General features: G+C 31.4%; 20 protein-coding genes. 15 read left to right on the top strand and 5 right to left on the bottom strand.

Annotated elements, in window-relative coordinates:
- Positions 1-70 precede the first annotated feature (70 nt).
- Positions 71-1,246 carry a BamA/TamA family outer membrane protein gene (locus V7R38_RS03625; RefSeq protein ID WP_334056093.1) on the top strand — a complete coding sequence of 392 codons (1,176 nt, stop codon included), beginning with the start codon at positions 71-73 and terminating at the stop codon, positions 1,244-1,246.
- Here the strand turns inward: V7R38_RS03625 and arfB are convergent.
- The 5 genes from arfB to V7R38_RS03600 form a co-directional block, all read right to left on the bottom strand.
- The gene (gene arfB, locus V7R38_RS03620; protein WP_334056092.1) at positions 1,243-1,647 is read right to left on the bottom strand and encodes an alternative ribosome rescue aminoacyl-tRNA hydrolase ArfB; all 405 of its coding nucleotides are present in this window, start codon (positions 1,645-1,647) and stop codon (positions 1,243-1,245) included. The genes V7R38_RS03625 and arfB overlap by 4 nt on opposite strands.
- A complete protein-coding gene (locus V7R38_RS03615) occupies positions 1,640-2,236 on the bottom strand; it encodes an ATP-binding protein (protein WP_334056091.1) in 597 nt (198 codons plus the stop codon). The genes arfB and V7R38_RS03615 overlap by 8 nt, the downstream gene beginning before the upstream one ends.
- Positions 2,200-2,829, bottom strand: coding sequence for a nicotinamide riboside transporter PnuC (gene pnuC, locus V7R38_RS03610; RefSeq protein ID WP_334056090.1), 630 nt, complete (start codon positions 2,827-2,829; stop codon positions 2,200-2,202). The genes V7R38_RS03615 and pnuC overlap by 37 nt, the downstream gene beginning before the upstream one ends.
- Complete coding sequence (locus V7R38_RS03605) at positions 2,829-3,059, bottom strand: hypothetical protein (RefSeq protein ID WP_334056089.1); 231 nt, start codon at positions 3,057-3,059, stop codon at positions 2,829-2,831. The genes pnuC and V7R38_RS03605 overlap by 1 nt, the downstream gene beginning before the upstream one ends.
- A 222-nt stretch (positions 3,060-3,281) precedes the next feature.
- Complete coding sequence (locus V7R38_RS03600; protein ID WP_334056088.1) at positions 3,282-3,908, bottom strand: 4'-phosphopantetheinyl transferase family protein; 627 nt, start codon at positions 3,906-3,908, stop codon at positions 3,282-3,284.
- A gap of 63 nt (positions 3,909-3,971) precedes the next feature.
- Here V7R38_RS03600 and ahcY point away from each other — a divergent pair, with 63 nt between their 5' ends.
- From ahcY to V7R38_RS03530, 14 genes are all read left to right on the top strand, one after another.
- Positions 3,972-5,279 carry an adenosylhomocysteinase gene (ahcY, locus tag V7R38_RS03595; RefSeq protein ID WP_334056087.1) on the top strand — a complete coding sequence of 436 codons (1,308 nt, stop codon included), beginning with the start codon at positions 3,972-3,974 and terminating at the stop codon, positions 5,277-5,279.
- Between the two features lie 241 nt (positions 5,280-5,520).
- Entirely contained in the window at positions 5,521-6,660 is a 1,140-nt protein-coding gene (locus V7R38_RS03590; protein WP_334056086.1) for a PepSY-associated TM helix domain-containing protein, read from the top strand.
- Positions 6,661-6,741: 81 nt separating this feature from the next.
- Positions 6,742-8,172, top strand: coding sequence for an SLC13 family permease (locus V7R38_RS03585; protein ID WP_334056085.1), 1,431 nt, complete (start codon positions 6,742-6,744; stop codon positions 8,170-8,172).
- A 204-nt stretch (positions 8,173-8,376) separates the two neighbouring features.
- Positions 8,377-10,677 carry a chondroitinase-B domain-containing protein gene (locus V7R38_RS03580; protein ID WP_334056084.1) on the top strand — a complete coding sequence of 767 codons (2,301 nt, stop codon included), beginning with the start codon at positions 8,377-8,379 and terminating at the stop codon, positions 10,675-10,677.
- 17 nt (positions 10,678-10,694) lie between these two features.
- On the top strand, positions 10,695-11,720 hold the full coding sequence (locus tag V7R38_RS03575) for a polysaccharide lyase family 7 protein (protein ID WP_334056083.1): 1,026 nt from the start codon (positions 10,695-10,697) through the stop codon (positions 11,718-11,720).
- A 1-nt stretch (position 11,721) separates the two neighbouring features.
- Positions 11,722-12,213, top strand: coding sequence for a gluconokinase (locus V7R38_RS03570; RefSeq protein ID WP_334056082.1), 492 nt, complete (start codon positions 11,722-11,724; stop codon positions 12,211-12,213).
- A complete protein-coding gene (gene gndA, locus V7R38_RS03565; protein WP_334056081.1) occupies positions 12,206-13,609 on the top strand; it encodes an NADP-dependent phosphogluconate dehydrogenase in 1,404 nt (467 codons plus the stop codon). The genes V7R38_RS03570 and gndA overlap by 8 nt, the downstream gene beginning before the upstream one ends.
- A gap of 19 nt (positions 13,610-13,628) precedes the next feature.
- Complete coding sequence (locus tag V7R38_RS03560; RefSeq protein WP_334056080.1) at positions 13,629-14,903, top strand: Nramp family divalent metal transporter; 1,275 nt, start codon at positions 13,629-13,631, stop codon at positions 14,901-14,903.
- Between the two features lie 16 nt (positions 14,904-14,919).
- Positions 14,920-16,020, top strand: coding sequence for a polysaccharide lyase family 7 protein (locus tag V7R38_RS03555; protein ID WP_334056079.1), 1,101 nt, complete (start codon positions 14,920-14,922; stop codon positions 16,018-16,020).
- A 13-nt stretch (positions 16,021-16,033) separates the two neighbouring features.
- Complete coding sequence (locus V7R38_RS03550) at positions 16,034-16,798, top strand: SDR family NAD(P)-dependent oxidoreductase (protein WP_334056078.1); 765 nt, start codon at positions 16,034-16,036, stop codon at positions 16,796-16,798.
- Positions 16,799-16,948: 150 nt separating this feature from the next.
- The gene (locus V7R38_RS03545; RefSeq protein WP_334056077.1) at positions 16,949-18,451 is read left to right on the top strand and encodes a T9SS type A sorting domain-containing protein; all 1,503 of its coding nucleotides are present in this window, start codon (positions 16,949-16,951) and stop codon (positions 18,449-18,451) included.
- Positions 18,452-18,537: 86 nt separating this feature from the next.
- Positions 18,538-20,799: an alginate lyase family protein gene (locus V7R38_RS03540; protein ID WP_334056076.1), complete on the top strand. Its 2,262-nt coding sequence runs from the start codon at positions 18,538-18,540 to the stop codon at positions 20,797-20,799.
- 15 nt (positions 20,800-20,814) lie between these two features.
- Positions 20,815-21,189, top strand: coding sequence for a cupin domain-containing protein (locus V7R38_RS03535; RefSeq protein WP_015481709.1), 375 nt, complete (start codon positions 20,815-20,817; stop codon positions 21,187-21,189).
- Positions 21,190-21,465: 276 nt separating this feature from the next.
- A complete protein-coding gene (locus V7R38_RS03530; protein ID WP_015481710.1) occupies positions 21,466-24,696 on the top strand; it encodes a SusC/RagA family TonB-linked outer membrane protein in 3,231 nt (1,076 codons plus the stop codon).
- The last annotated feature ends 1 nt before the right edge of the window (position 24,697 follow it).

Below are 24,697 nucleotides of genomic sequence, written 5' to 3'. Positions count from 1 at the left end.
TACTCACTTAAAAGCGATGTATTTAAATTACTTATTTGAATTCATTTTCTTTTATTTTACACACCAACCCATGAAATTATATAAAAAAGCAGTGCTATTTGTTTTTGTTTTGGCACTAAGTATAACAACTCAATCACAAGAAAAAGAAAACGAAAGTGGCTTAGATAAATTTGTTGAATACTTTACCTTTTATCCTAATAAAAATAAAGTAGCTAAAGACTCAAGTTTATATTTAGCTAAAATTATTACAGCACCAATTGTAAGTTATTCACCAGAAACCAGCCTTGGTTTTGGTGTAGGAGCAAAATATTTATTCAAATTTAAAGGAAGTGGAGAAGAGACAAGAACGTCTAACATGCCAGTTTCTTTATTATATACATTAAACAGTCAGTTTTTTATTTTCTCAGGATTTGAAATCTTTACCAATCAAGAAAAATGGGTAATTTCAGGTAATATTTTATTTCAGAACTATCCAAGATTGTATTATGGAATAGGCCAAAATACACCTGAGGAAAATGAAGAAATTTACGATACATATCAATTTTTATTTGAACCAATTTTATTAAAACAAGCCTTTACACGTTATTTATTTTTAGGTGGTGGAGTTAGGTATAACAAAATTTACGATACCAAAATTGAACCAAATGGATTGTTAGAAAGCACTCAACCTTCTGGTTTTAATGGCTCAACTTCTGTCGGTTTTGAGTTGGCTGCTTTGTATGATAGTAGAGATAATATTTTAAATGCTTCTAAAGGATGGTATTTAGAACTAACCAAAGGTTATTATGGTACAGCTTTAGGAGGTACACATCAATTTGAATTAACACGTTTTGATTTGCGCCATTACTTAAAAATATCACAGAAAAATAATGATGTTTTGGCATTTCAAGCCATTGGTCATTTTGCAAATGGAGACGCACCTTTGTCTGAATTGGCTCTTTTCGGAAACGAAGAAACAATGCGTGGTTATATAGAAGGTAGATATATTGAAGAAAATTTACTAGCAGCTCAAGTAGAATACAGAAAAACGTTTAAAGATAGCAGATTAGGGATGGTGGCTTTTTTAGGAGCTGGAGATGTTTTTAATAAATCTAAAGACTTAAGTTTACGTGATTTAAAATTAAATTACGGAGTTGGTTTACGTTTTATGTTAGACAAGAAAGAAAAATTAAATATTAGATTCGATTTTGGATCTGGAAGTAATACAGATGGTAATTTTTATGTAAATATTGCTGAAGCTTATTAATCTATTCTAGGTTTTTTTCGCAACGCTTTTTTTAAAGAATTACGTTTGTTCTTCTCAACATTTTTTAAAATAGAAGATCTGCTAGGTTTAGTAGGTCTTCTTTTTTTGGGTTTAATTAAATTGGTTTTAAGCAATCGTACAAAACGCTTTATTGCTAATTCTTTGTTCTTGTGTTGCGATCTTGTTTCTTCACAAAATAAAATTAATTGATTTTCCTTGGTTAATTTAGACGCTAATTTCTCTTTCAACAATTCTTTTTCTTTATCAGATAAAGCGAAAGAATTTTCCAAATCGAATGTCAATTCAATTTTTGACGAGGTTTTATTTACATGCTGACCTCCAGCACCAGAGCTTCTAATGGCCTTAAAGTTTAGCTCTTTTACAATTTGCTCTTTATTCATTATTAGCTTTACATTGTAAATTATTAACGCCAACAAGCAGCTCATCTATAGCTTTTGTAGCTGTGTGCAAGCGTGTTTGTTTATCTCCCTTTAATAAAATATAATTACAATTATGAGATTTTAGTGCATCTTCAAAGGCAGAGAACATTTCTTTCCTTAAATCTGGTTTGTCTCTAATTTCATCTGCTTCCCAAGGAATATCAATATAGGTCAGCAAGTATAAATCGTATGAATTATTTTTGGCAGCTTTGTCTAGTTGTTCATCAACAAAACCTCCATAGTAAGCTTCAGAATAAACTTTGGTTTCTAGTAAATCTGTATCGCAAATAAGAATTTTATTGGCTTTTTGGGCTAAGGTATTTTCTAGTTTCATTTGACCTATAGCAATAGGAAGTAAGTCTTTAGCTTCGCAAGTTTTTTGCTCTTTGTTCCATTTTTTTTGTAAATATTCACGTGCAAATTCAGGAGCCCAAACAGTATTGTAGTGCTCTGCTAATTGTTTAGAAAGTGTAGTTTTTCCAGTAGATTCTGGTCCAAATAATACTACTTTAATTAGGTTGTTGGGTTCTTGTGTAAGCTTTTCTTCCATGCTAAATAGCCAAAAATGGCAATAAATGTAAATCCTAAATATTGAAAGCTGGTAAAGGTAAATCCTTTATAGAAATATAAAGGTATAGAAATTAAATCTCCAACAATCCAAAAAATCCAATTTTCTATTTTACGTTTTGCCATTAACCACATACCCACAAAGAAAATTGCAGTTGTAAATGTATCTACATAAGCTACCCAAGAGGTCCATTTATCAAATTTTGTATATACCAAATACACAAAACCAAGTGTAGCAATAAATATAAAAACAGAGGTTGTTTTCTCTTTTTTTGTAGTTCTAGAAATTGGGGTAACATGGGTTTCATCAACTTTGCTTGTCCAAATATACCAACCATAAATGCTCATTATAAAATAGTAGGCATTTATCATCATATCACCTAAAAGTTCCCATTTATAAAGCAAGTAAACAAATATTACTGTACTTACCATACCTGTTGGGAAAACCCAAATTTTGTTTTGCTTAGAATACCAAACAGATAAAAACCCAAAAATTACTGCTATTATTTCTAGTAATGTATCTAGGGTAGAATAGTCTTTGTATTGACCAAAAAGAAAATCGAAAGCTTCCATCATTATTTACTGAACTTAAAAAAAAGTTTTGACACCCAATAGGTGATTAAAATTAAAATCGGGATTATTATAGTACCATAAGTATTTATCCAAAATAGTTTCATAGCTAACTGACCTCCTTGAAAATTATTCGTTTCTGAAAAAGTAAATGAGATATTACCAGCTAAAATATATGAAATAACAATCCAAAGAATAGCCAAAGTTATTGAAGCCTTTGTTAGATTGGCTAACATTTTAGTCATTTTTGTAGATGGATTCTCGAATTCATTTATCCCAAAATATAAAGTTAGGGGTAGTGCGATTATTCCAAACCATGTTATAAAGGTGCCTAATGGTATAGTATTACTATTATTCAAAGACAAAGTTAATAGTGATGAACCTGTGATTAGTAATAGGCTTGTTGTACAAAAGAGAAAGAAAGCACAGAGAAAATAGAGTTTTCTTTTTTTCATAAATTAAAGAGCATAAACACAAGTAAACCCTTCAAACTCGGTAAAAGCAACGTCGTAAGTAGCAGTTTCTCCATTAAAACGAATTTCTCCAGTTGTTTTAGCAGATTCAAATTTGAAGTCTGCTACATAAATATGATGTAAAAAAAGCAACTTTTTCTTCCCATAAATTTTATACAAACTTTCTTTAGCACCCCAAACAATAGTTAATTTTCGAATTAAAGCATCATGGTTTGCAATGGTTTTGTATTCTTCAAAAGGAGTAAATTTATGTGCGATTTTTAAAATTTTATCTCTTTGCTTTTCAATGTCTATACCTACTTCTTTTTCTGTAGAATATATGATTGCTGTAAAATTAAACGAGTGTGTTATAGAAATAAACCTTTCATTCGTTAAATGAGGTTTACCAAATTCATCGTAAATTAAATCAGCATCAGTTAAACCCACTTCTTTTAGTAAATGTCTAATAGATAAAAAACCTTTTTGATGCAATTCAGACTTCATAGATTTCAATCTTGCCTCATTTTTATCGGTTAATGAAATTGTTTCTTTAAGCGTTTCTAAGCTTTCTTCAATCTTCCAAATGAAGACTTTAGTAGTTTGTGAAACTGTTATAGTTTTGTAAAGAGGCATAGGTTTTAGAAAATGATGTTGTATCTTTGCAATCGATAAAATTAGACAATAAATATACATAATATGAGCATAAATACAGCGTATGTACCATTTAAAGTTAAAGATATTTCTTTAGCAGATTGGGGTAGAAAAGAAATTGAATTGGCAGAAGCAGAGATGCCAGGTTTAATGAGTTTAAGAGAAGAGTATGGAGATTCTCAACCTTTAAAAGGTGCAAGAATTGCAGGTTGTTTACATATGACAATTCAGACTGCTGTTTTAATTGAAACTTTACAAGCTTTAGGTGCAGAGGTAACTTGGAGTTCTTGTAATATTTTTTCTACACAGGATCAAGCTGCTGCTGCAATTGCTGCAACAGGCACTCCAGTTTATGCTTGGAAAGGTATGAATGAAGAAGAATTTGACTGGTGTATAGAACAAACTTTATTTTTTGGTGAAGACAAAAAGCCATTAAATATGATTTTAGATGATGGTGGAGATTTAACCAACATGGTTTTAGATAAATATCCAGAATTAGCTGCAGGTATTAATGGTTTATCAGAAGAAACAACTACAGGAGTTCATAGACTTTATGAAAGAGTAAAAAACGGAACATTACCAATGCCAGCTATTAATATTAACGATTCTGTTACAAAATCTAAATTTGATAACAAATACGGTTGTAAAGAATCTGCAGTAGATGCAATTCGTAGAGCAACAGATATTATGTTAGCAGGTAAAAGAGTAGTAGTTTGTGGTTATGGAGATGTTGGTAAAGGTACAGCAGCTTCTTTTAAAGGTGCAGGTTCTATTGTTACTGTTACAGAAATAGACCCTATTTGTGCTTTACAAGCAGCTATGGACGGTTTTGAAGTAAAAAAATTAGAAACAGTTGTGGCTAATGCAGATATTGTAATTACCACTACTGGAAATAAAGGAATAGTAAGAGGTGAGCACTTTGAAGCAATGAAAGACAAAGTTATAGTTTGTAACATTGGGCACTTTGATAATGAAATTGATGTTCCTTATTTAAATAACAATAGCGAAAAAGTAGAAATTAAGCCACAGGTTGATAAATACAACATTAATGGTAAAGATATTATTCTTTTAGCTGAAGGACGTTTAGTAAACTTAGGTTGTGCAACTGGGCACCCAAGTTTTGTAATGTCTAACTCATTTACAAATCAAACTTTAGCGCAAATCGAACTTTGGAATAATGCTGATGCATATGAAAACAAAGTTTATATGTTACCTAAGCATTTAGATGAAAAAGTAGCAAAATTACACTTAGCTAAAATTGGTGTTGAGTTAACAGAGTTAAGCAATGATCAAGCAGATTATATTGGCGTAACTGTAGAAGGGCCATACAAGCCAGAACACTACAGATACTAAAATAGATTTAAAAATAATTTTAGTAAAAGGTTCTTTCTCTCAGAGAAAGAACCTTTTTTTATTGCTAATAAGTAAGAAGATTATATATCTCATTAATATTATTTAAATTTAATCTAAATAAACTTTGTAATTTCAAATCCACGTATTATTTTCGCACTTTATTTAAAATCATTCTAAATGATTAGGCTGTTGCCTTCATTAGAATTGGTAAAAATGGTTCTAAAAATAGCGTTTTATTAAAATGAGTAAGAAAAAATATAGTGCTAAAAAATTTATTAATGATGTTCATCTATGGTTAGGTTTAGCAAGTGGAATTATACTGTTTTTAGTTTGTTTAAGTGGAACAGTTTTAGCTTTTGAACATGAAATAAAAGATGCTTTTTCAGAGGAATTTTATATTGAAAAAAAATCAGAAAAATTGACTGTTGATGAATTGGTTTTAGCTTTAGAAACCAACAATGAAGGCATTGTTTCAAGTGTTAAAATTCCTGAAGATGAAAGCAAACCTTATAGTTTTAGGGTAAAAAAAGATCCGAAGCAAAGAAGAGGTGCTACAGTTTTGGTAAATCCGTTTACAGCAGAAATTAAAAAGGTAGAAAAATCTAGTGCAGATGCATTTTTGTCTACGATGTTTAGACTACATAGATGGTTGTTACTAGACACCAAAATAGGTAGACCAATTGTAGGTACAGCAACAATTATATTTTTATTATTGGCCATTTCTGGTCTGGTTTTATGGTTTCCTAAAAAGCTAAAGTGGAAATATTTAAAACAAGGATTAAAAATTAAAACCAAGGCCAAATGGAAAAGAATTAACTATGATTTACACAATACCTTAGGTTTTTATGCCTGTATTTTCTTAATTATTATGAGTATTACAGGTTTATGTTGGTCTTTTGCAAGCTATAGATCAGGTTTAAGTACTTTAATTGGTGCAAAAGTTTTTAATAGAACTTCACCCAAATTTAACTTAGCTCAAAATAGGTACGGAAAAACCATCTCACTTAACGAAGCTTTAGCAATTACAAACTCAACCTTAAGTTACAAAGGAGATGTTTCTCTGAGTTTTCCTACTAAGAAAAATAATTATTTTAGTATTAGTAAAACCAACAAAGAAAACTGGTCTCCTGTTACTTCAGACAGATTATATTTAAGCAATTCTGGTAACGTATTAGAAGTGCAATATTTTAAAGATAAACCTTTAAACGTTCAATTTGCATCGTTAATAAAACCAATTCATACAGGAGAAATTTTTGGCAATTTTTCTAAAATAATATATTTTTTAGCGTGTTTAATAGCTACAAGTTTGCCTGTAACAGGTACTATTATTTGGCTAAATAAATTAAAGAAAAAGAAGAAGAAAAAAGCCAAAATAGCCTAAGATTTATTTTAATAGGTAGTTTTAAGCTTTCAGGTAGTTTGTAAAAACTTTTACTATTTTGCAAATGCTTAATGCATTAACATGAAAACTATTAAAAAAATAGGATTATTTCTAGGGCCACTTCTATTTTTCCTAATTAAATTTTTACCAATAACTTTGGTTTCCGAAAAAGCAGATGCAGTAATTGCAGTTGCTATTTGGATGGTTATTTGGTGGATAACCGAAAGTGTTCATATTGCTGTTACTGCTTTATTACCACTTATTTTATTTCCGCTTTTAAAAGTGATGCCAATTGCAGACGTTGGCGCCAATTATGGGAGTCCAATTATCTTTCTGTTTTTTGGTGGTTTTGTGTTGGCCCTAGCTTTAGAAAAAGTAAATCTTCATAAAAGAATTGCACTAAATATTGTAAAATTTACGGGTACAACATCAGAAAAAGTTGTTTTAGGCTTTATGCTGGCTACTGCTTTTATGAGCATGTGGATCAGTAATACAGCATCTACAGTGGTTATGCTACCTATTGCAATATCTGTAATTCGTTTATTAATAAATGATGAAGATGGTTTTACAAAGGGCGATAAGAATTTTGCACTAAGCATTATGTTAGGTATTGCATTTGCTGCCAATGCAGGTGGAATTGCTACAGTTATTGGTACGCCTCCAAATTCGGTTTTAATTGGTTTGTTAGAAAATCAATACAATATCCAAATTTCGTTTTTAACATGGATGAGTTTTGGATTACCATTTTCTTTAATAATGATAGCAGTTGTATATTTTGTATTAGTAAAATGGATGTTTCCTTGTAGAGAAATTCAATTTACAGCATCAGCTAATGTTATAGATGATGAGATTAAAAAATTAGGCAAAATTTCGTCCGAAGAAAAAAGAGTGTTAACCATATTTGGTATTACCGTTTTTCTTTGGATTACAAGAACCCTTATTAATGCTATTTTTCCAGAACTAAAACTTTCAGATACAATTATAAGTTTAATAGCGGCTGTTGCATTATTTGCAATACCCATGAGTTTTAAAAGAGGAAACTTTGTTTTGCACTGGGATGATACTAGCAAATTGGCTTGGGGTATTTTACTGCTATTTGGTGGTGGTTTAGCATTAGCAAAAGGCATGGCTTCAAGTGGACTAGTTGCTGTTATTACAGACGCAATTGCTGCAGGTAATTTTAATATTTTACTAACAGCCTCATTACTTATTCTATTAATGTTATTTATGACAGAACTAATGAGCAATGTTGCTTTAGTTGCTGTTTTAGCACCTGTAGTTGCAGGTATTGCAATAGGTTTAAATATACCAATGCTTAATTTACTAATACCAGTAACCATGGCAAGTAGTTGTGCTTTTATGCTACCTATGGCTACACCTCCAAATGCAATTGTTTTTGCCAGTGGTTATGTAAAAGTGAAACAAATGGTAAAAGCAGGTGTTGTTTTAAATATAATTGCTGTAGGTTTATTAATTCTTTATTATCAATTTATAATTCCTTTATTTTTCTAATTGATTTCAATTAGTTTTTGAATTTGTTTAGTATAATTTAATAGCTAACTACAAACGAAATCCACTATAGAATCACTAGGAATAGCTTTATTTTTTTGGTGAGGAACAAAAGCAATACTTTCATTTACATATCTCATTACTTGCATAGTATAAAATAAATATTATATTTGGTAAACCAAACTGGTCAACCAATTTATTTTATTTATGAAACAGTTCTTTAAAATTTTTATTTTATTTCTAGTAATTTCTTCTTGCGAAGAGAAAAAATCGAGCATAATTGTAAGTTCTAATTCAGAATTAGAAGAAGCTTTAAGCAATGTTAAAAAAGGCGATAATATTGTGCTTAAAAATGGAACTTATAAAGATGTAAATATAAAATTTATAGGTGAAGGTACCGAAAATGAACCTATAACTTTAAGTGCAGAAACTGCAGGAGAAGTATTTATAGAAGGTGAATCTAGCTTAGAATTAAGTGGTAATTATTTACAAGTTAGTGGTTTGTTTTTTAGAAAAGGGCACTCACCTAAGAAGAATGTAATCGCTTTTAGAACCAGTCCTAAAGATGTGGCAAATCATAGTTCGGTTACCAATTGTGTAATTTTAGATTTTAATAATTTAGAAAGAGATCAAGACAATCTTTGGGTACAGTTTTATGGTAAACACAATGAATTAAGTAATTGTTATTTGGCAGGTAAAACGAATGGAGGCCCAACTGTTAGAGTAGATTTAAAAGGTAATCAAAGCATTAGAAATTATCATAAAATTGTAAATAATCATTTTGGCCCAAGACCTAGAAAAGGTGGTGCTAGAGGAGAAACTATTCAATTAGGAAGTAGTTTTACATCTATGTCTCCTAGTAATACAACCATAGCAAATAACTTATTTGAAGAATGTAATGGAGAAGTAGAAATTATATCGAGTAAAACCAACTTTAACATCATTAAAAATAATGTGTTCTACAAAAGTGAAGGATCTGTAGTTACAAGACATGGAAACTATGTTTCTGTAGATGGTAATTATTTTATTGGTGATGGTGTAAACGAAAATTATGGAGGAATTCGAATCATAAACACAGGTCACTGGGTAACCAACAACCTTTTTTATAAAATTAAAGGGAAGAACTTTAGAAGTCCGATTGCAATTATGAACGGAATTCCAAAGTCTCCATTAAACAGATACAATCAAGTAACAGATGTAGTTGTTGCTTACAACACTTTTGTAAATTCAGATTCGCCTTTTCAGTTTGGTGTAGGTACAAATATTGCACAGGCAGATGTGTTACCAAAATCTGAAATTAGATCTGCAAGACCTTTAAGAACAGAGGTTGTAAATAACGTCATTTACAATGCAGAAGGTGATACTACACCTATTGTAGAGCATGATAAAGCAGATGGTGTTACTTTTAAAAGTAACGTAATTGATAATAATGGAGTAGCCATTGCAAATGACAAAGGTTTAATTGTTAAAGACTTAACATTAACAGATATTGGTAGCAATTTAGCTGTACCTGTAACTGGTTTTAATGATGTGGAGCCTTATAATGGTTTCGATTTTGAGGTAATTACACATGATTTGTTAGGAAAATCTAGAAAAAACAACAATCAAATTGGTGCTATTTTAAGCGATGAAAACATCAAATTAAATTTATTAGACAAATCTAAATATGGAGCTTCTTGGTTCTCGAATGAAGTTGAAGAAAAAGAACCAACTACGCATGCAGTATCAAATGCATCTGAGTTGGCAGAGAAATTAAAAGCAGCTGCAAGTGGGGATGTTATCAATTTAAATTCTGGTGAATATGTAATTTCATCATCTTTAACTATTGATAAAACAATTACTGTTCAATCTTCAGGAGATGCTAAAATAATGTATAATGGTGCTGCAAATACACCATTATTTCAATTACTGCCTTATGGAAAATTGATCGTTAAAAACATCAATTTAAAAGGCTCAAACACCCAACAAGCTTTTGCTACATTAAAGGAGAACATGTCTAATCATTTTGGCTTAGAAGTTCACAATGCTGAAATCAGTAATTTCAATTATGCTTTAAAAGTGTATAAACAAGCATTTGCAGAAGAAATTACATTTAAAAATACTTCAATTCTTAACTGTGAAAACGGATTAGAATTATCTGAAGAAACCAATGATAGAGGAGATTATAATACAGAATATTTAACAGTTGATGGTTGTACATTTAACAATGTAAAACAAAACGTAATCGATTATTATAGAGGTGGTTATGATGAATCTACAATTGGTGGTAATCTTTTGGTGACCAATAGCACGTTTGTAAATTGTGCTGCTAAAGAAAAAAACAACAGACTTTTAAATCACAATGGAATTCATAACGTAAACATCAACAAGAATACCTTTAAAAATAATCCAGTAAAATTCGTGTCTATTTTATGGGGAGCAAAAAACAATAAAGCATCTGACAATAAATTTATCAATTCTGGAACAATAATTACAGAACAAAATTTAAAGCAAACTTTAATGTACTAATCTATCAACTTAAAAACATGAAAAGATTAATCATACTCTCACTTAGTGTTATTGTATTTGTGGCTTGTAAGCAAAATTTAGCAAAAGAAGAAGCGCAAGATTCTGTTAAAGCAGCTACTATTAAATACCCAAGTGATGTAATACCATTTATGGACAAATGGAAAATTCTTTTGGGTGATGGCACTCGTTCAGATAGTTTAGTGAATTTTCAAAAAGACAATTTCTTTTATGTACAAACAGATTCTGTTGCAGATTGGGTGGTATACAAAACTCCAAATTCAGGGGTTACTTCTAGAACATCAAGCAATACTAGAACAGAGTTAGGAGAGAAAAAACATTGGATTCCAGAAGAAGGAGGTAAATTAACAGGAACGCTAAAAGTTCAACATGTTTCAACAACTGGTCATGCCAATGCAGCCTCATCATTTTCTGTAGTTGTTGGTCAAATTCATAGTGATGAAGGTCATGAAAACGAGCCTTTAAAAATTTACTACAAAAAGTTTCCAAATCATGAAAAAGGTTCTGTTTTTTGGAATTACGAAATAAATACAGAAGGAGATAATATTGGCAGATTTGATTACTCAACTGCAGTTTGGGGACATGATTTTGCCGTAGTTGGTAAAACTCCTACAGACTTTCCTGCTGAACCAGAAGATGGTATTAAGTTGGGTGAGGAATTTAGTTACGAGGTAAATGTTCATGAAGGCATTATGTATTTAACCTTTAAAAGTGAAAACCATAAAACTGTAACTTTTACAAAAAGTTTAATAAAATCAGAATTTTCAACTAGAGCAGCTGTTCCTGATCAAGTAAAAAGGGTTTATGCAAATAGAGAAAAAGGTGGTGGAGTTGAGCGTGAAATAGCGTATGCAGGTGAAATTAATTACTTTAAGCAAGGTGCATACAACCAAGCAAATGCCAAAAGCACCAAATCTGAAGTTTATGGTGGAGATATTGATAAGCAATATGCAAATGGCAGCTATGCAGAAGTTTGGTTTAGAAAAGCAACTGTAGGCCCAAGCACCAAGCCTTTAAACAAGTAAGGTGAATAAGGTATATTATATCATGGGTGTTTCTGGTTCAGGAAAAAGCACCATTGGTAAACTGCTTTCAAAAGAATTAAAAATTCCTTTTTTTGATGGTGATGATTTTCATTCAGCAAACAACATTCAAAAAATGTCTGAAGGAATACCTTTAACTGATGATGATAGGCAAAGTTGGTTACAAACACTTAATGATTTGGCTGTTGAGCAATCAACAAAAAATAGTTGTGTTATTGTATGTTCTGCCTTAAAACAAAAGTATAGAGATATCTTAAATACAAACCTTACAAGTAAAACAATTTGGATTCATTTGGTGGGTTCTTTTGATTTAATTCAAAAAAGAGTGCAAAGAAGAGCAGACCATTTTATGCCAACTGCTTTGTTGCAATCTCAGTTTGATATTTTAGAAAAAGATGCCAATGCAATTGAGATTTCAGTGGATTTATCACCCCAAAAAATTATAGACATTATAAAAAATCAACATCATGATTAAGTCTGATTTTGGACTTTTTGGTCTAGGAGTTATGGGCAAAAGCCTAAGCAGAAATTTAGCTCAAAAAGGATTTAAAATTTCTTTATTTAACAGGCATGTATCAGATGTAGAAGTAGATGTTGCCAAACATTTTAAAGAAGCACATCCTGAACTTAAAACAGCAGAGGCTTTTGATGATATTGAAGCATTTGTAGCTTCTTTAGCATCACCAAAAAAAATTATGCTAATGGTAAATGCTGGTAAAACTATAGATATTGTAATAGATAGTTTACTGCCTTTTTTATCAGAAAATGATATTATAATTGATGGAGGAAACTCTAACTACAAAAGAACAAAAGAACGTTTTACCTATTTACAAGCTAAAGGAATTGAGTTTATAGGTACTGGAGTTTCAGGTGGTGAAGAAGGCGCATTAAAAGGACCTTCAATAATGCCAAGTGGAACCAAAGACGCATATAATAATGTAGCTAAGTATTTAGAAACCATAGCTGCTAAAGACAAAAACAATTTACCTTGTTGTACTTACATAGGACCAGAAGGAAGTGGCCAGTTTATAAAAATGGTACATAATGGAATTGAATATGTAGAAATGCAATTATTGGCAGAAGTTGCTACAATTTTAAAACATAAAGGTAAAAATCCAGAAGAAATTGCAAATACTTTAGATAGTTTTAAAATTACTGCAGATAGTTATTTGTTAGAAATTACATCGAATATTTTAAGAAAAAAGGAAGGCGATTCTTGGTTGGTAGAAAAAATACTAGACAAGGCAGGTAACAAAGGTACAGGTAATTGGGCTACAATAGCATCAGCAGAATTAGGTGTACCAAATACTTTAATTGCATCAGCTTTATTCGCTAGATATATTTCATTTTATAAAGATGAAAGAGTTCAACTTTACAATCAATTCACTAAAAAATCGGTTTCTAGATTAAATGTAGATGATAAAGATTTGCTTAACGCCTATCAATTTGCAAGGACTATAAATCATTATCAAGGTTTTAAATTGATACATGAGGCATCAAAAGAATTAAATTGGAACCTTAATTTAAGTGAAATAGCAAGAATTTGGACCAATGGCTGCATTATTAGATCATCTCTTATGGAAGATTTAGTTGCTGTTTTTAAAGAAACAAATGATGTTTTAACGAGTGCTACTATCGCCAACAATATTATTGGGTGCAAACCAGCTATAAAAAGAGTGGTTTCAGATTGTGTTTTGAGCGATGTTCCAACTCCTGCCTTAAGTGAGGCTCTTCAGTTTTTTAATGGGATAACTACACAAAATTCATCAGCAAATATTATACAAGCACAAAGAGATTACTTTGGTGCACATACTTACCAAAGGATAGATGATGCTTCAGGGAAGTTTCATCACACTAACTGGATTTCATAAATTTTAAATAACCAAACCAATGAGTACAACCAAACCAAAAAAGTCACTATTAAAAAGAATTATTGCAATAGTCTTGGGTTTTGGTCCTGGTATTTTTGCTATTGGTTATACTATTGGTACAGGTAGTGTAACTTCTATGATTGTTGCTGGTAGTAAATTCAACATGCAATTATTATGGGTACTATTTTTAAGTTGTTTATTTTCTGGAGTTTTAATGTTTGCTTATGGTAATTTTGCTTTAATTACTGGAGAAACTGCTCTTTATGGGTTTAAAAAACATTTAAAATTTGGTAAACCTTTAGCCATTGCTATAATTATTGGAATAACCTTTGGACAATGGAATTCACTAATGGGTATTTTAGGAATTTCAGCCAATATTATTTTTGAAATTATATCACTTAATTTTCCAGATATTGTTCCTTATAAATACGAAACAGTTTTAGCAACTGCCATTGTTGTTATTGTTATTTTCTATTTGCTAATGCTTGTTGGTAAATATACTTTCTTCGAAAAAATATTAGTGATTTTTGTAAGCTTAATGGGCTTATCATTCATCTTGTCTTTATTTATGGTACAACCTTTAACAGCAGATGTTATTAAGGGTTTTATACCTACAATTCCTGATGTGCCAGGAGGTAAAATGTTAGTAGCTGCGTTTGTGGGTACAACAATGGCTGCAGCCACTTTTTTATCTAGGCCTTTATTTGTGAAAGGTAAAGGTTGGACTATTAAGAACCTAAATCAACAAAAGAAAGATTCTATTACTGCAGCCGTTTTAATTTTTATAATTAGTGGTACAATAATGGCAGTTGCTGCAGGTGCTTTATTTTATGAAGGTAAAGAAGTTACACACGTTTTAGATATGGCAAATACTTTAGAGCCTGTTGCAGGTAAATGGGCTGTAACTATTTTCTTTTTTGGAGGGTTAAGTGCAGGTTTATCTTCTATTTTTCCTTGCTTGTTAATTGCGCCCTTGTTAATTGCAGATTATCAATCTGGTATTTTAGATACCAATTCAAAACAATTTAGAATCGTTACAGCTATTGCATGTTTGGTAGCTTTAATTGGGCCAGCCTTTGGTGCAAATCCTATAGAAGTTCAAATATTATCGCAAGTATTTAATGTGTTTGTTCTGCCTTTGGTAATTTTAGGAATCATCATTTTGTTAAGTAATAAAAAAGTGATGAAAACCTACAAAACCAATATTGGTGTATACATTGGCATGTTTGCAGCTTTATTCTTCTCGTTAGTAATTTCTTACAATGGTATTCTAGCTTTACTCGATTACTTTTAATGATAAAACTCAAATTATGAATGTACACAAAAAACCTTCTTTAAAACTGATTGCAATAATTTTAGTCACTTTTTCTGTAGCTACAGGTTGCAAAAAATCAGAGGAAAAAAAACAGGAAATAAAAAAACAGGAAACAGTTTATGCAAGTGATGTAATTCCGTTTTTTGAGCATTGGAAACTTATTTTAGGCGATGGTACTAATGTAGGAGTACCATTAAATTTTGAAAACAAAGACTATTTCTACACAGAGAATGATGGCGAAAATAATTGGGTAGTTTTTAAAGCGCCAAATGGTGGTAATACGCATGGAACATCTAACAATACCAGAACAGAATTAGCACAATTAAAAAAATGGTATCCAAAAACGGCGAACGAAAAAATGACAGCCACTTTAAAGGTAATGAATGTTTCTGCTACTGGCGATGAAACAGTTGCAGCAACTCATTCTGTGGTGGTAGGTCAAATTCATAGTGCAGATAAACATGAAAATGAACCTTTAAAAATTTTCTATAAAATTTATCCAGGGCATAAAAAAGGTTCGGTTTTTTGGCATTATGAAATTAATACCAAAGGTGATGATAATTCTGGTAGATGGGATTTTTCTACAGCAGTTTGGGGTCATGATTTTTCAATTGTTGGCCCATCAGCAGATGAAGTTCCAGATGAACCAAAAGACGGAATTGCACTGGGAGAAGAATTCACCTATGAAGTAGAAGTGAAAAACGGAATAATGTCTTTAACTTTTAAAAGTAAAGGGCATGAAACCAAAACTTTTACAAAAAACTTAATTGAATCAGAATACCTTACAAAAGCAGATATTCCAAAACAAACGCAAGAGCTATTTTTTCCTATAGGTCAAGATGGTGTAGAGCGCAAAAATGCTTACGAAGGTGAAGGATGTTTCTTCAAACTAGGTGCTTATAATCAAACAAATGGTAAATCACCAGAAGTAAATAGAAATTGGTGTTCAGGAGCAGAGACCTTTAATGGTGATGTTGCAAAACAATATAAAACTGGAAATTATGTAGAGGTTTGGTTTAAATCTGGCAGTTTAAAAATAAGTGATAAGGTAGTATCTAATGAAGGCTATTTTTCTAAAAATGATAAAGTAAAATAAACTTAAAAAACACATGAATACAAAATTAACAGGTAAAAATGTATTGATTACAGCAGGTGCACAGGGTATTGGAGCAGCAATTACAAAACATTTTATAGCGCAAGGAGCTAATGTTGCTATCCACTATTTCTCTAGTGCAGATACAGCCAATGAATTGGTACAATTAGCAAAAAACAAAAAGGTAAAAGCTGTTGCTATTAAAGGTGATTTAACAAAAGATGAGGATGCAAATAACACCATAAAAGAAACCATTACTGCTTTTGGTGGCTTAGATATTTTAATAAACAATGCAGGTTCATTGGTGGCAAGAAATTTATTAGAAGATATGCAAACCGATTTTTGGCATAAAGTAATGGATATTAATCTAACATCAATGATGTTGGTTACAAGAGCAGCAGAGCCCTATTTATCTAAAAATGAAAATAGTAGTATTGTAAATTTGGCTTCTTTAGCAGGAAGAAAAGGTGGGCATCCAGGTTCATTAGCTTATGCAACTAGTAAAGGTGCTATTTTAACTTTTACAAGAGCTTTGGCAACTGAATATGGTGCAAAAGGCATTCGAGTAAATGCTGTTGCACCAGGATTAATCTTAGGTACACAATTTCATGATACACACACTACTAAGGAATCTGCAGCAAAAACTATAGCTGGTATTCCTATTGAAAGAGCAGGAAATCCAGATGATGTTGCAAGAGCTGTTTTGTATTTAGCTTCAGAATTTGATGGTTTTATTACAGGCGCTACTTTAGATATCAATGGTGGTGTTTATAATATGTAGAAAATGTAATGTTTTAATCGATTATTAATCAAGTTTTTAATTTAACTCAAATAAATTTTTATAATTCATATTTATTTGTATTTTTGAAAGCTAAGTTGGTAAACCAATTTGGTAAACCAATGATCACACTAATTAATTAATACTTATCTTATGAAAAAAACATTACTTTTATTTTGCTTAATTTTAATAAGCGCTTTATCCTATGGGCAAACCAACTTGGTTTTGAACGGGACTTGTGATATTCACACAAATCCTGATAATAAGGATAATGCAGATTCTTGGGATATGACTCCGAATTCAAAAATTATAGATGAATCAGGAGCAGAGATTGATAGTCCATACAGAGCACTTTGGTATAATACAGATCTAGCTGATTGGCTTGAAACAGCAACTGGGGATGGTAATGAACAGCCAGGTTCTTCTAGTGATGGAAATTGGGATTATTCAGCAGGTGCAGATCAAGGTGTAAAAACGGGTGGAGTTAAAATAAGTTCAGTTGGTCGTAGACTATACCAATTGGTAGCAGTTGAGGCAGGAAAGGAGTATACCTTTTCAATAGAATCTCGTTCAGAAGCTGAAAATGTTCCTTCAGAAGTGTTTATGCTAAATACGGAAATTACTTCAGAAGACGGTCTAAGTAGTACTGCTTCAACTGTTGATGGATATATGAATATTACAAATGATTTTAATTCAAGTAAATCTAATGCAACAACTAATAACTTTACAGTTACTACATTCGATTTTACTGCATCAACTAATCAAGTTGTTATTTATGTAAGAGCTTCTGGTGCAGTTGATAGTTCAACTGAGGTTTTTTATGATAACATTAGCTTGGTGGAAAAAGCTGCTTCATCTGCTGGTACAGTAGTAACACCAAGCACAACTACTTTTGATGCTGGTTATATGAATGCATTCAATCTAGATGATACTTTTGCTTTCGGATTTGGTTATCCAGTAGCTAATATGAAAACAACACAAACTGCTACATCTGTAACATTGCAACCAAATTTTGCAATTTGGGATGGAGAGGATGGAAATGCAGCATGGTTTGATGCAGATCCTAAAACACCTAATAAATATGTAGAAGCTAGTTCATATACAGAAAGTAATGCATTTAATGGCGAAGACTTAACTTTTGAAGGTGTAGTTAATGTAGCTAATTTAGATAATGCATATACAGTTACAGCTTTTATAAAGGCATTAGACCCTAGCAATAGTTACGCAACTGTAGTTCTTAAATCAGTTGAATTAACTGCTGCTGGACAGGAATTTTCTGTTTCAGCTACAGCTGCAGAATTAGCTGCTGGCTTAGTTGTGCAATATGGTTTTAGTGTAGTAGGTCCTCCGGCAGACCCAGCTAATGAAAGCTCATTAGGTAGTGTTGTAGTTGGAGAGCCAGGAACTGCTTCTGTAGATGATGTATTTGCATCTAACCTTACAGTTTATCCAAACCCAGCTAATTCTTTTGTTAATATTTCTTCTTCAGAAAACATTTCTGGTGTAGAGGTTTACAACGTAATTGGTAAAAGAGTTTTACAGGTTACTAATGTTGTAAACAATAGCATAGATGTATCTAGCTTATCTAAAGGAATGTATATCCTTAAAATTGCAAGCGGAGATTCTATTGCAACTAAAAAGATTATAAAGAACTAAATTCTTTAAAATATTATAATTACAAGAGCTTCATTATGTAAAAATTTTGAAGTTCTTGTTTTATACAATAACACTAAAATTTTATAATGCTAAAAATTGCCAGACTTTTTCTACTTTCAATTCTAATATATTCATGTTCTAATGATAACAAAGTATTAGTAGACGATTCAGAAGGAAATCATCCAAATTTAATATTAACAAAATTAGCGGTTTCAGAAATCAAATCACAATTGGGTGCTATTCCTATTTTTGATGAAACACTGGCTTTGGCAAAAGAAGAAGTTGATGCAGCAATAGAAAAAGGAATAGATGTGCCAATGCCTAAAGATATGGCTGGTGGATACACACATACACAACATAAATTAAACTATGCTCACATGCAAAAGGCTGGTGTTTTATTTCAACTTTTAGGAGATGAAAAATACGCTGTTTTTATTAGAGATATGCTCTTAGAATACGCAAAAATTTTTCCAACTTTTGATACGCATCCAGAACCTAGAAGTTATGCAACAGGTAAATTTTTCTGGCAATGTTTAAACGATTCTAACTGGTTGGTATATACAAGTCAGGCTTACGATTGTATTTACGATTGGTTACCAAAAGATCAAACTGCGTATTTAAACAAAAACCTGTTTAGACCTTATGCAGATTTTCTATCCGTTAAAAATCCAAAGTATTTTAACAGAGTGCATAACCATTCAACTTGGGGTAATGTAGCTGTTGGTATGATTGGTTTAGTAATGGATGATGAAGAGCTAATCAATAGATCTTTATATGGTTTAGAAAAAGGAAATGTAGACTTGAACGAAAAAGATAATGATGGTGGCTTTATTTATGATAAAGAAGGCAAAGCAGGCTTTTTAGCCAATGTAGATTCGCCATTTTCACCTGATGGATTTTATACAGAAGGTCCTTATTATCAAAGATATGCTATGTATCCTTTTTTAATTTTTGCAGAAGCACTACAAAACAAAAAACCAGATTTAAAAATATTCGATTATAAAGAAGGTGTTTTAATAAAAGCAGTAGATGCTTTATTAAATCTTACAGATTCAGATGGCGAATTTTTCCCTTTAAATGATGGGCAAAAAGGAATGTCTTATTACACATCATCTTTAGTATCTGCAGTAGACATTGCCTACTATTATGGTAATCAAGACCCAAGATTATTGTCTGTTGCTAAAAAGCAAGGTACTGTACAATTAGATGCTACAGGTTTAAAAGTGGCACAAGATTTAAAAGCGGGTAAAGAAGAGCCTTTTGTAAAACAATCAATGATGTTATCAGATGGTTCTAAAGGAGATGAAGGAGGTATAGGTATTTTACGTTATAACAATCAAGATGATACAATGGCTTTGGTATATAAATATGCTGCCCAAGGTTTAAGTCATGGTCATTATGATAAATTGTCTTTCTCTTTGTATGAAAATGGAGATGAGGTTTTACAAGACTATGGTTTATCACGCTTTGTAAATGTTGAGCAGAAAAATGGTGGAGGTTATTTAAAAGAAAATAAAACCTATGCCAAACACACAATTGCACATAATACAGTTGTTCAAAATGGTGTATCTCATTACAAATATGATTTTGAAACTGGGAGTAAAAACCATCCAGAGCAATTTGTTTTTGACGCCTCTGATGCTAACTTTCAAATTGTAAGTGCAAAAGAAAGTAATGCATATCCAGGTACAGAAATGCATAGAACTTTAATTATGATTAAAGATGATACATTAGAGAAACCTTTTATAGTTGATGTTTTTAATCTGCAATCAAATTCAAAAAATCAATACGATTTACCATTTCATTATTTTGGACAAATTATAGCCACAAGCTTTGATTATTCTGTGCCAAAATCGTTAAGCACGTTAGGAGATAAATATGGTTACAATCATATTTGGAATGAAGGTAGTGGAACTGCAAATGCAGAAAGTATTCAATTTACTTGGTTAGATAATAGAAGGTTTTACACCCTAACTTCTGCCACAAGTAAAAATGATGAAATTCTTTTTGCAAGAGTGGGCGCTAATGATCCTAAATTTAATTTAAGAAAAGACCCTTCTATTATTATCAGAAAAAATAATACACAAAACACAACATTTGCTTCTATTATAGAATCTCATGGAACGTACAATCCAGTAAAAGAAGTGGCTGCAAATGCATATAGTAGTTTTTCAAAAATAGAAGTAATTTCTAGTGATGAAGATTACACAGCCATAAAATTAGTATTTAAAAATGAAAAGGAGAAACTGCTAATTTTAGCCAATAAAAATAGCAACCCAAATACAGAACATAATTTTAAACTAAAAGATAAAACCGTAAACTGGAAAGGAGTTTACTATTATAAATAATTAAACAATAATAAAATGAAAAGATTTAGTGACAAGTATATCATAGCCAATAAATTAGAGTGGGAAGAACTTGGTGGAGGTGTATCAAGAAAATTTTTAGGCTATGACAATCAAATAATGATGGTTAGTGTAAAGTTCGAAAAAGGGGCTTTAGGTTCTCCTCATCAACATTTTCATACTCAAGCAACCTACTGTGTATCAGGTAAGTTTGAATTTGAAATTGATGGTGTTAAGCAAATTGTAGAAGCAGGTGATGGTGTTTACATAGAACCAAATTTATTGCACAGTGCAATATGTTTAGAAGAGGGGCAATTAATAGACACATTTAGTCCAGTGAGAGAAGACTTTCTAACAGGAGATGGCCCATCTTATTTTGGAGATAAAGATTAAGTATTAACAAATCAATAAATTATAAAAAATATCGTACTGAATTGTTACTAGTTCAGATACGATATTTTTTTGACTCAAAAATTGCCAAATTAGAATTTTATTAACCTTTTTTTAAGAAATTACTTGGTAAGTAGCAAAAAAAGATATATGTTTGGTAAACCAGTTTGGTAAACCAGTTGTTTAGGTGTGCAAAACTGGGATTCAAAATAAGTTTAGATATTCTGTGAGTCAAATCATTAGAATATATTTTTAATCCAATAATTCAATACATTGACTATGAATTTAAAAATTAAATCAGTCTTATTTACGTTGCTTTTATGTTGTTCTTTCTTGTATGCGCAAGAAGAAGTAACAGTAAAAGGTACAGTAACTTCAGAAGCTGATGGTGAACCAATTTTTGGAGCTAATATTCTAGTTCTAAACACAAAAAAAGGTACAGGTACCGATTTTGATGGAAAATTTCAAATTAAAGTAAAAACTGGTGAGATTATTCAAATTTCTTACCTAGGTTTTAAAACTGTTACTATTCCTTATGTGAATCAAAAACAGTTAAACATTTCTTTAGCAGAAGATGCTAGTACTTTAGATGAAATTGTGATTGTAGGTTATGGAGATCAAAGAAAGAAAACTATAACTAGTGCTTTAACAAAGGTAGATGGAGATGATTTACAAAAACAATCTGTAGCCAGAGTAGAAGACGCCCTTAGAGGTAGAGTTGCTGGTTTAAGAATTCAAACTGTTGCTTCAGAGGCTGGTGGAGATCCTAAAATTACATTAAGGGGTCCAGGTTCTGTTACAGGATCATCATCGCCATTAATTGTGGTAGATGGTATTGTTTTAGGTACAGATCCAGATATCTTAGCTACAATAGATAATAATAACATAGAATCTTTAAGTGTTCTAAAAGATGCTTCTTCTGTAGCAATTTATGGTTCACGTGGAGCAAATGGAGTTATTTTGGTTACGTTAAAAAAGGGAGTTGTTGGTAAAACTTCTTTCTCTTACAATACGTTTACAGGGTATAAATTTTCTACAAACAACGACAACTTTAACACAACAATTGCTCAAGAAAGAGCAAGATTAAATGGTTTACAAAGTGAAGTAGCTGCTATTTTGCCTTCAAGCCCAAATTTTGATAGAATTAATAGCGATTATAACAATGCATTTGCAGAGTTAGAAGCTATGGATTTTATTGCTTCTTTAGGTGGTGGTGAAACAAATTGGCAAGATGCTATTTTTACAGGTGGTTTTATTAAAAACCATTCTTTTGCTGCTAGAGGTGGTACAGATTTAACTACGTATACTGCTTCTTTAGGAGTTTTAGAAGATCAAGGTATTGCTTTAAAAGATAACTTTAATAAATATAATATTCGAGTTAAGATTGATAGCAAATCAAAAAACAAAAAAATTAAATACGGTGCTAACGTTCGTGTTAACTATAATGATCAAGAAAGATTACCTTCTAGATTTACAGATCCATTAAGACAATTAGGGCACTTACCTTTATATTTAAATGAAGATCATTTAGATTATGTTACACAATTCTCTACAGATGTTGGTGTATCTACAGATGCTGGTAAATTATTCGAAAATTTAGGTGTTGGTAGCTATGGTTTCTCAAGAGCTTTTGATCATGTTTTTACAGTAGATCCTAACAATCCAAGATCAATTTTAAGAGATCCTGTAACAGGTTTGCCAATTGCAAGTCCGTTAACATCTGGTGGGTTAACATTATCAACTACTAAGAATGTACATCCTTTAGTTCACTTCTTAGAAAGATCTAGAACTAAGAAAAAATTAGCTTTAAATGCATCGTCTTATATCGATTTTAAATTAGCAAAAGGTTTAAACTTTAGACAAACAGTTTCTGGTGTATTCAGACACAATAAATCCACAGCAGATGACTTTTTCTTTGGTCAAGAAAATAGAGATCAAGAATCTTTTAGATTTGAAAGAAGAGATGAGCTAAATCAATATGCATTTGAGTCTACATTAAAGTATAAGAGAGAAATTAAGAAACATAATTTTAACGGAATTCTTGGTTTTGAATATACACAGAGAGATTTTTACAGACAAGAATCTGAAGCAGTTGGTTACACTAATGATTTTAACAACAATATAGCATTAGCAGATGGTGGAACAACATATACAGATAATGGTACAGATAAATTAGTATCTTATTTTGGTAGAATCGATTATAGCTATGATGATAAATACTTATTCCAAGTTTCAGCACGTGCAGATGGTAGTACAAGATTTGGATCTGATAACAGATTCGGATTTTTCCCTGCAGCTTCTGTGGGTTGGGTAGCTTCTAATGAAAAGTTTTTAGAAAATAACGACTTTATTTCGTTCTTAAAATTCAGAGCAAGTTATGGTGTATCTGGTTCTAACCAAATATCAAATAACGTGTATGAATCTTTATACAGATTCGAAGAATCTTTTAGTACAATTAGTTACGATCAAAATACGGGTGTTAAGGGTATTACTTTAGCAAATCAATCTTTAGGTTGGGAAAAACTAATAGAATTTAACCCAGGTATAGATGTAACTTTTGCAGGTGGTTTATTTAGCTTAACAGCAGATTACTACATTAGAACAAGTGAAGATTTATTATTATTTGCGCCTGTTTCTGCAACTTATGGTACAGACAACTGGTTACAGAATTTAGGTGAAGTAGAAAATAAAGGGGTAGAGTTAGAATTAAGCTCTAGAGTTATTACTAGAGAAAACTTTAGATGGACAGCCTCTGGACAATTTTCTCTAAACAGAAATGAAGTAAAAAGTTTAGGAAGTAATGAGCAAATTATTTCTAGAATTGATCAAGATACAAGACCAACAGAATTTATAGCAAGAGTTGGGCAGCCAATTACTTCTTTTTATGGTTGGGTTTACGATAGAGAAATTCCTTTAGAATGGGTAGATAATCCTTTTAACAGATTTAATAATGATTTTGCAGATGTTTACGTAAAAGATTTAAATGGTGATGGTATTATTGACGGAGATGATAGAACAGAATTAGGTAGCCCTTATCCAGATTTTGAATGGGGTTTCAACTCAGATTTCGCATTCTATGACTTTGATCTTTCATTACAATTACAAGGTTCTCATGGAGCAGAGGTTAGAGTGGCAGATTTAGATCAGCTTTATTATGCAAGTGAATCTGCAGTAAACGAAGTTTCTAACTTTCCAGATAGAGATTTAACAGTGCACAGAAGGTTTACAGATGATCATATTCAAGATGCTTCTTTCATTGCATTAAGAAATGTAACTTTGGGTTATACTTTTCCAACAGATGTTACTGATAAGCTGAATATTAACAGATTAAGATTATATTTAACTGGTGAAAATTTATTATTCTTCACTGCTAAAGGTTATGAAGGTTTTAATCCAGAGGCACAAGGTCAAACATCAAATAATGCAAATACACCTTTAACTGCAGGTTACCAAAGAGGAGATGGTCCTATAGTAAGAACAGTATCAGCAGGTATTAACTTTCAATTTTAAT

Origin of the sequence: Polaribacter sp. P097 (genome assembly GCF_036864555.1) — a bacterium.
Classification (GTDB): domain Bacteria; phylum Bacteroidota; class Bacteroidia; order Flavobacteriales; family Flavobacteriaceae; genus Polaribacter.
The sequence above is the reverse complement of the archived record's forward strand: the minus strand, read 5'-3'. Positions and strand labels throughout refer to the sequence as shown.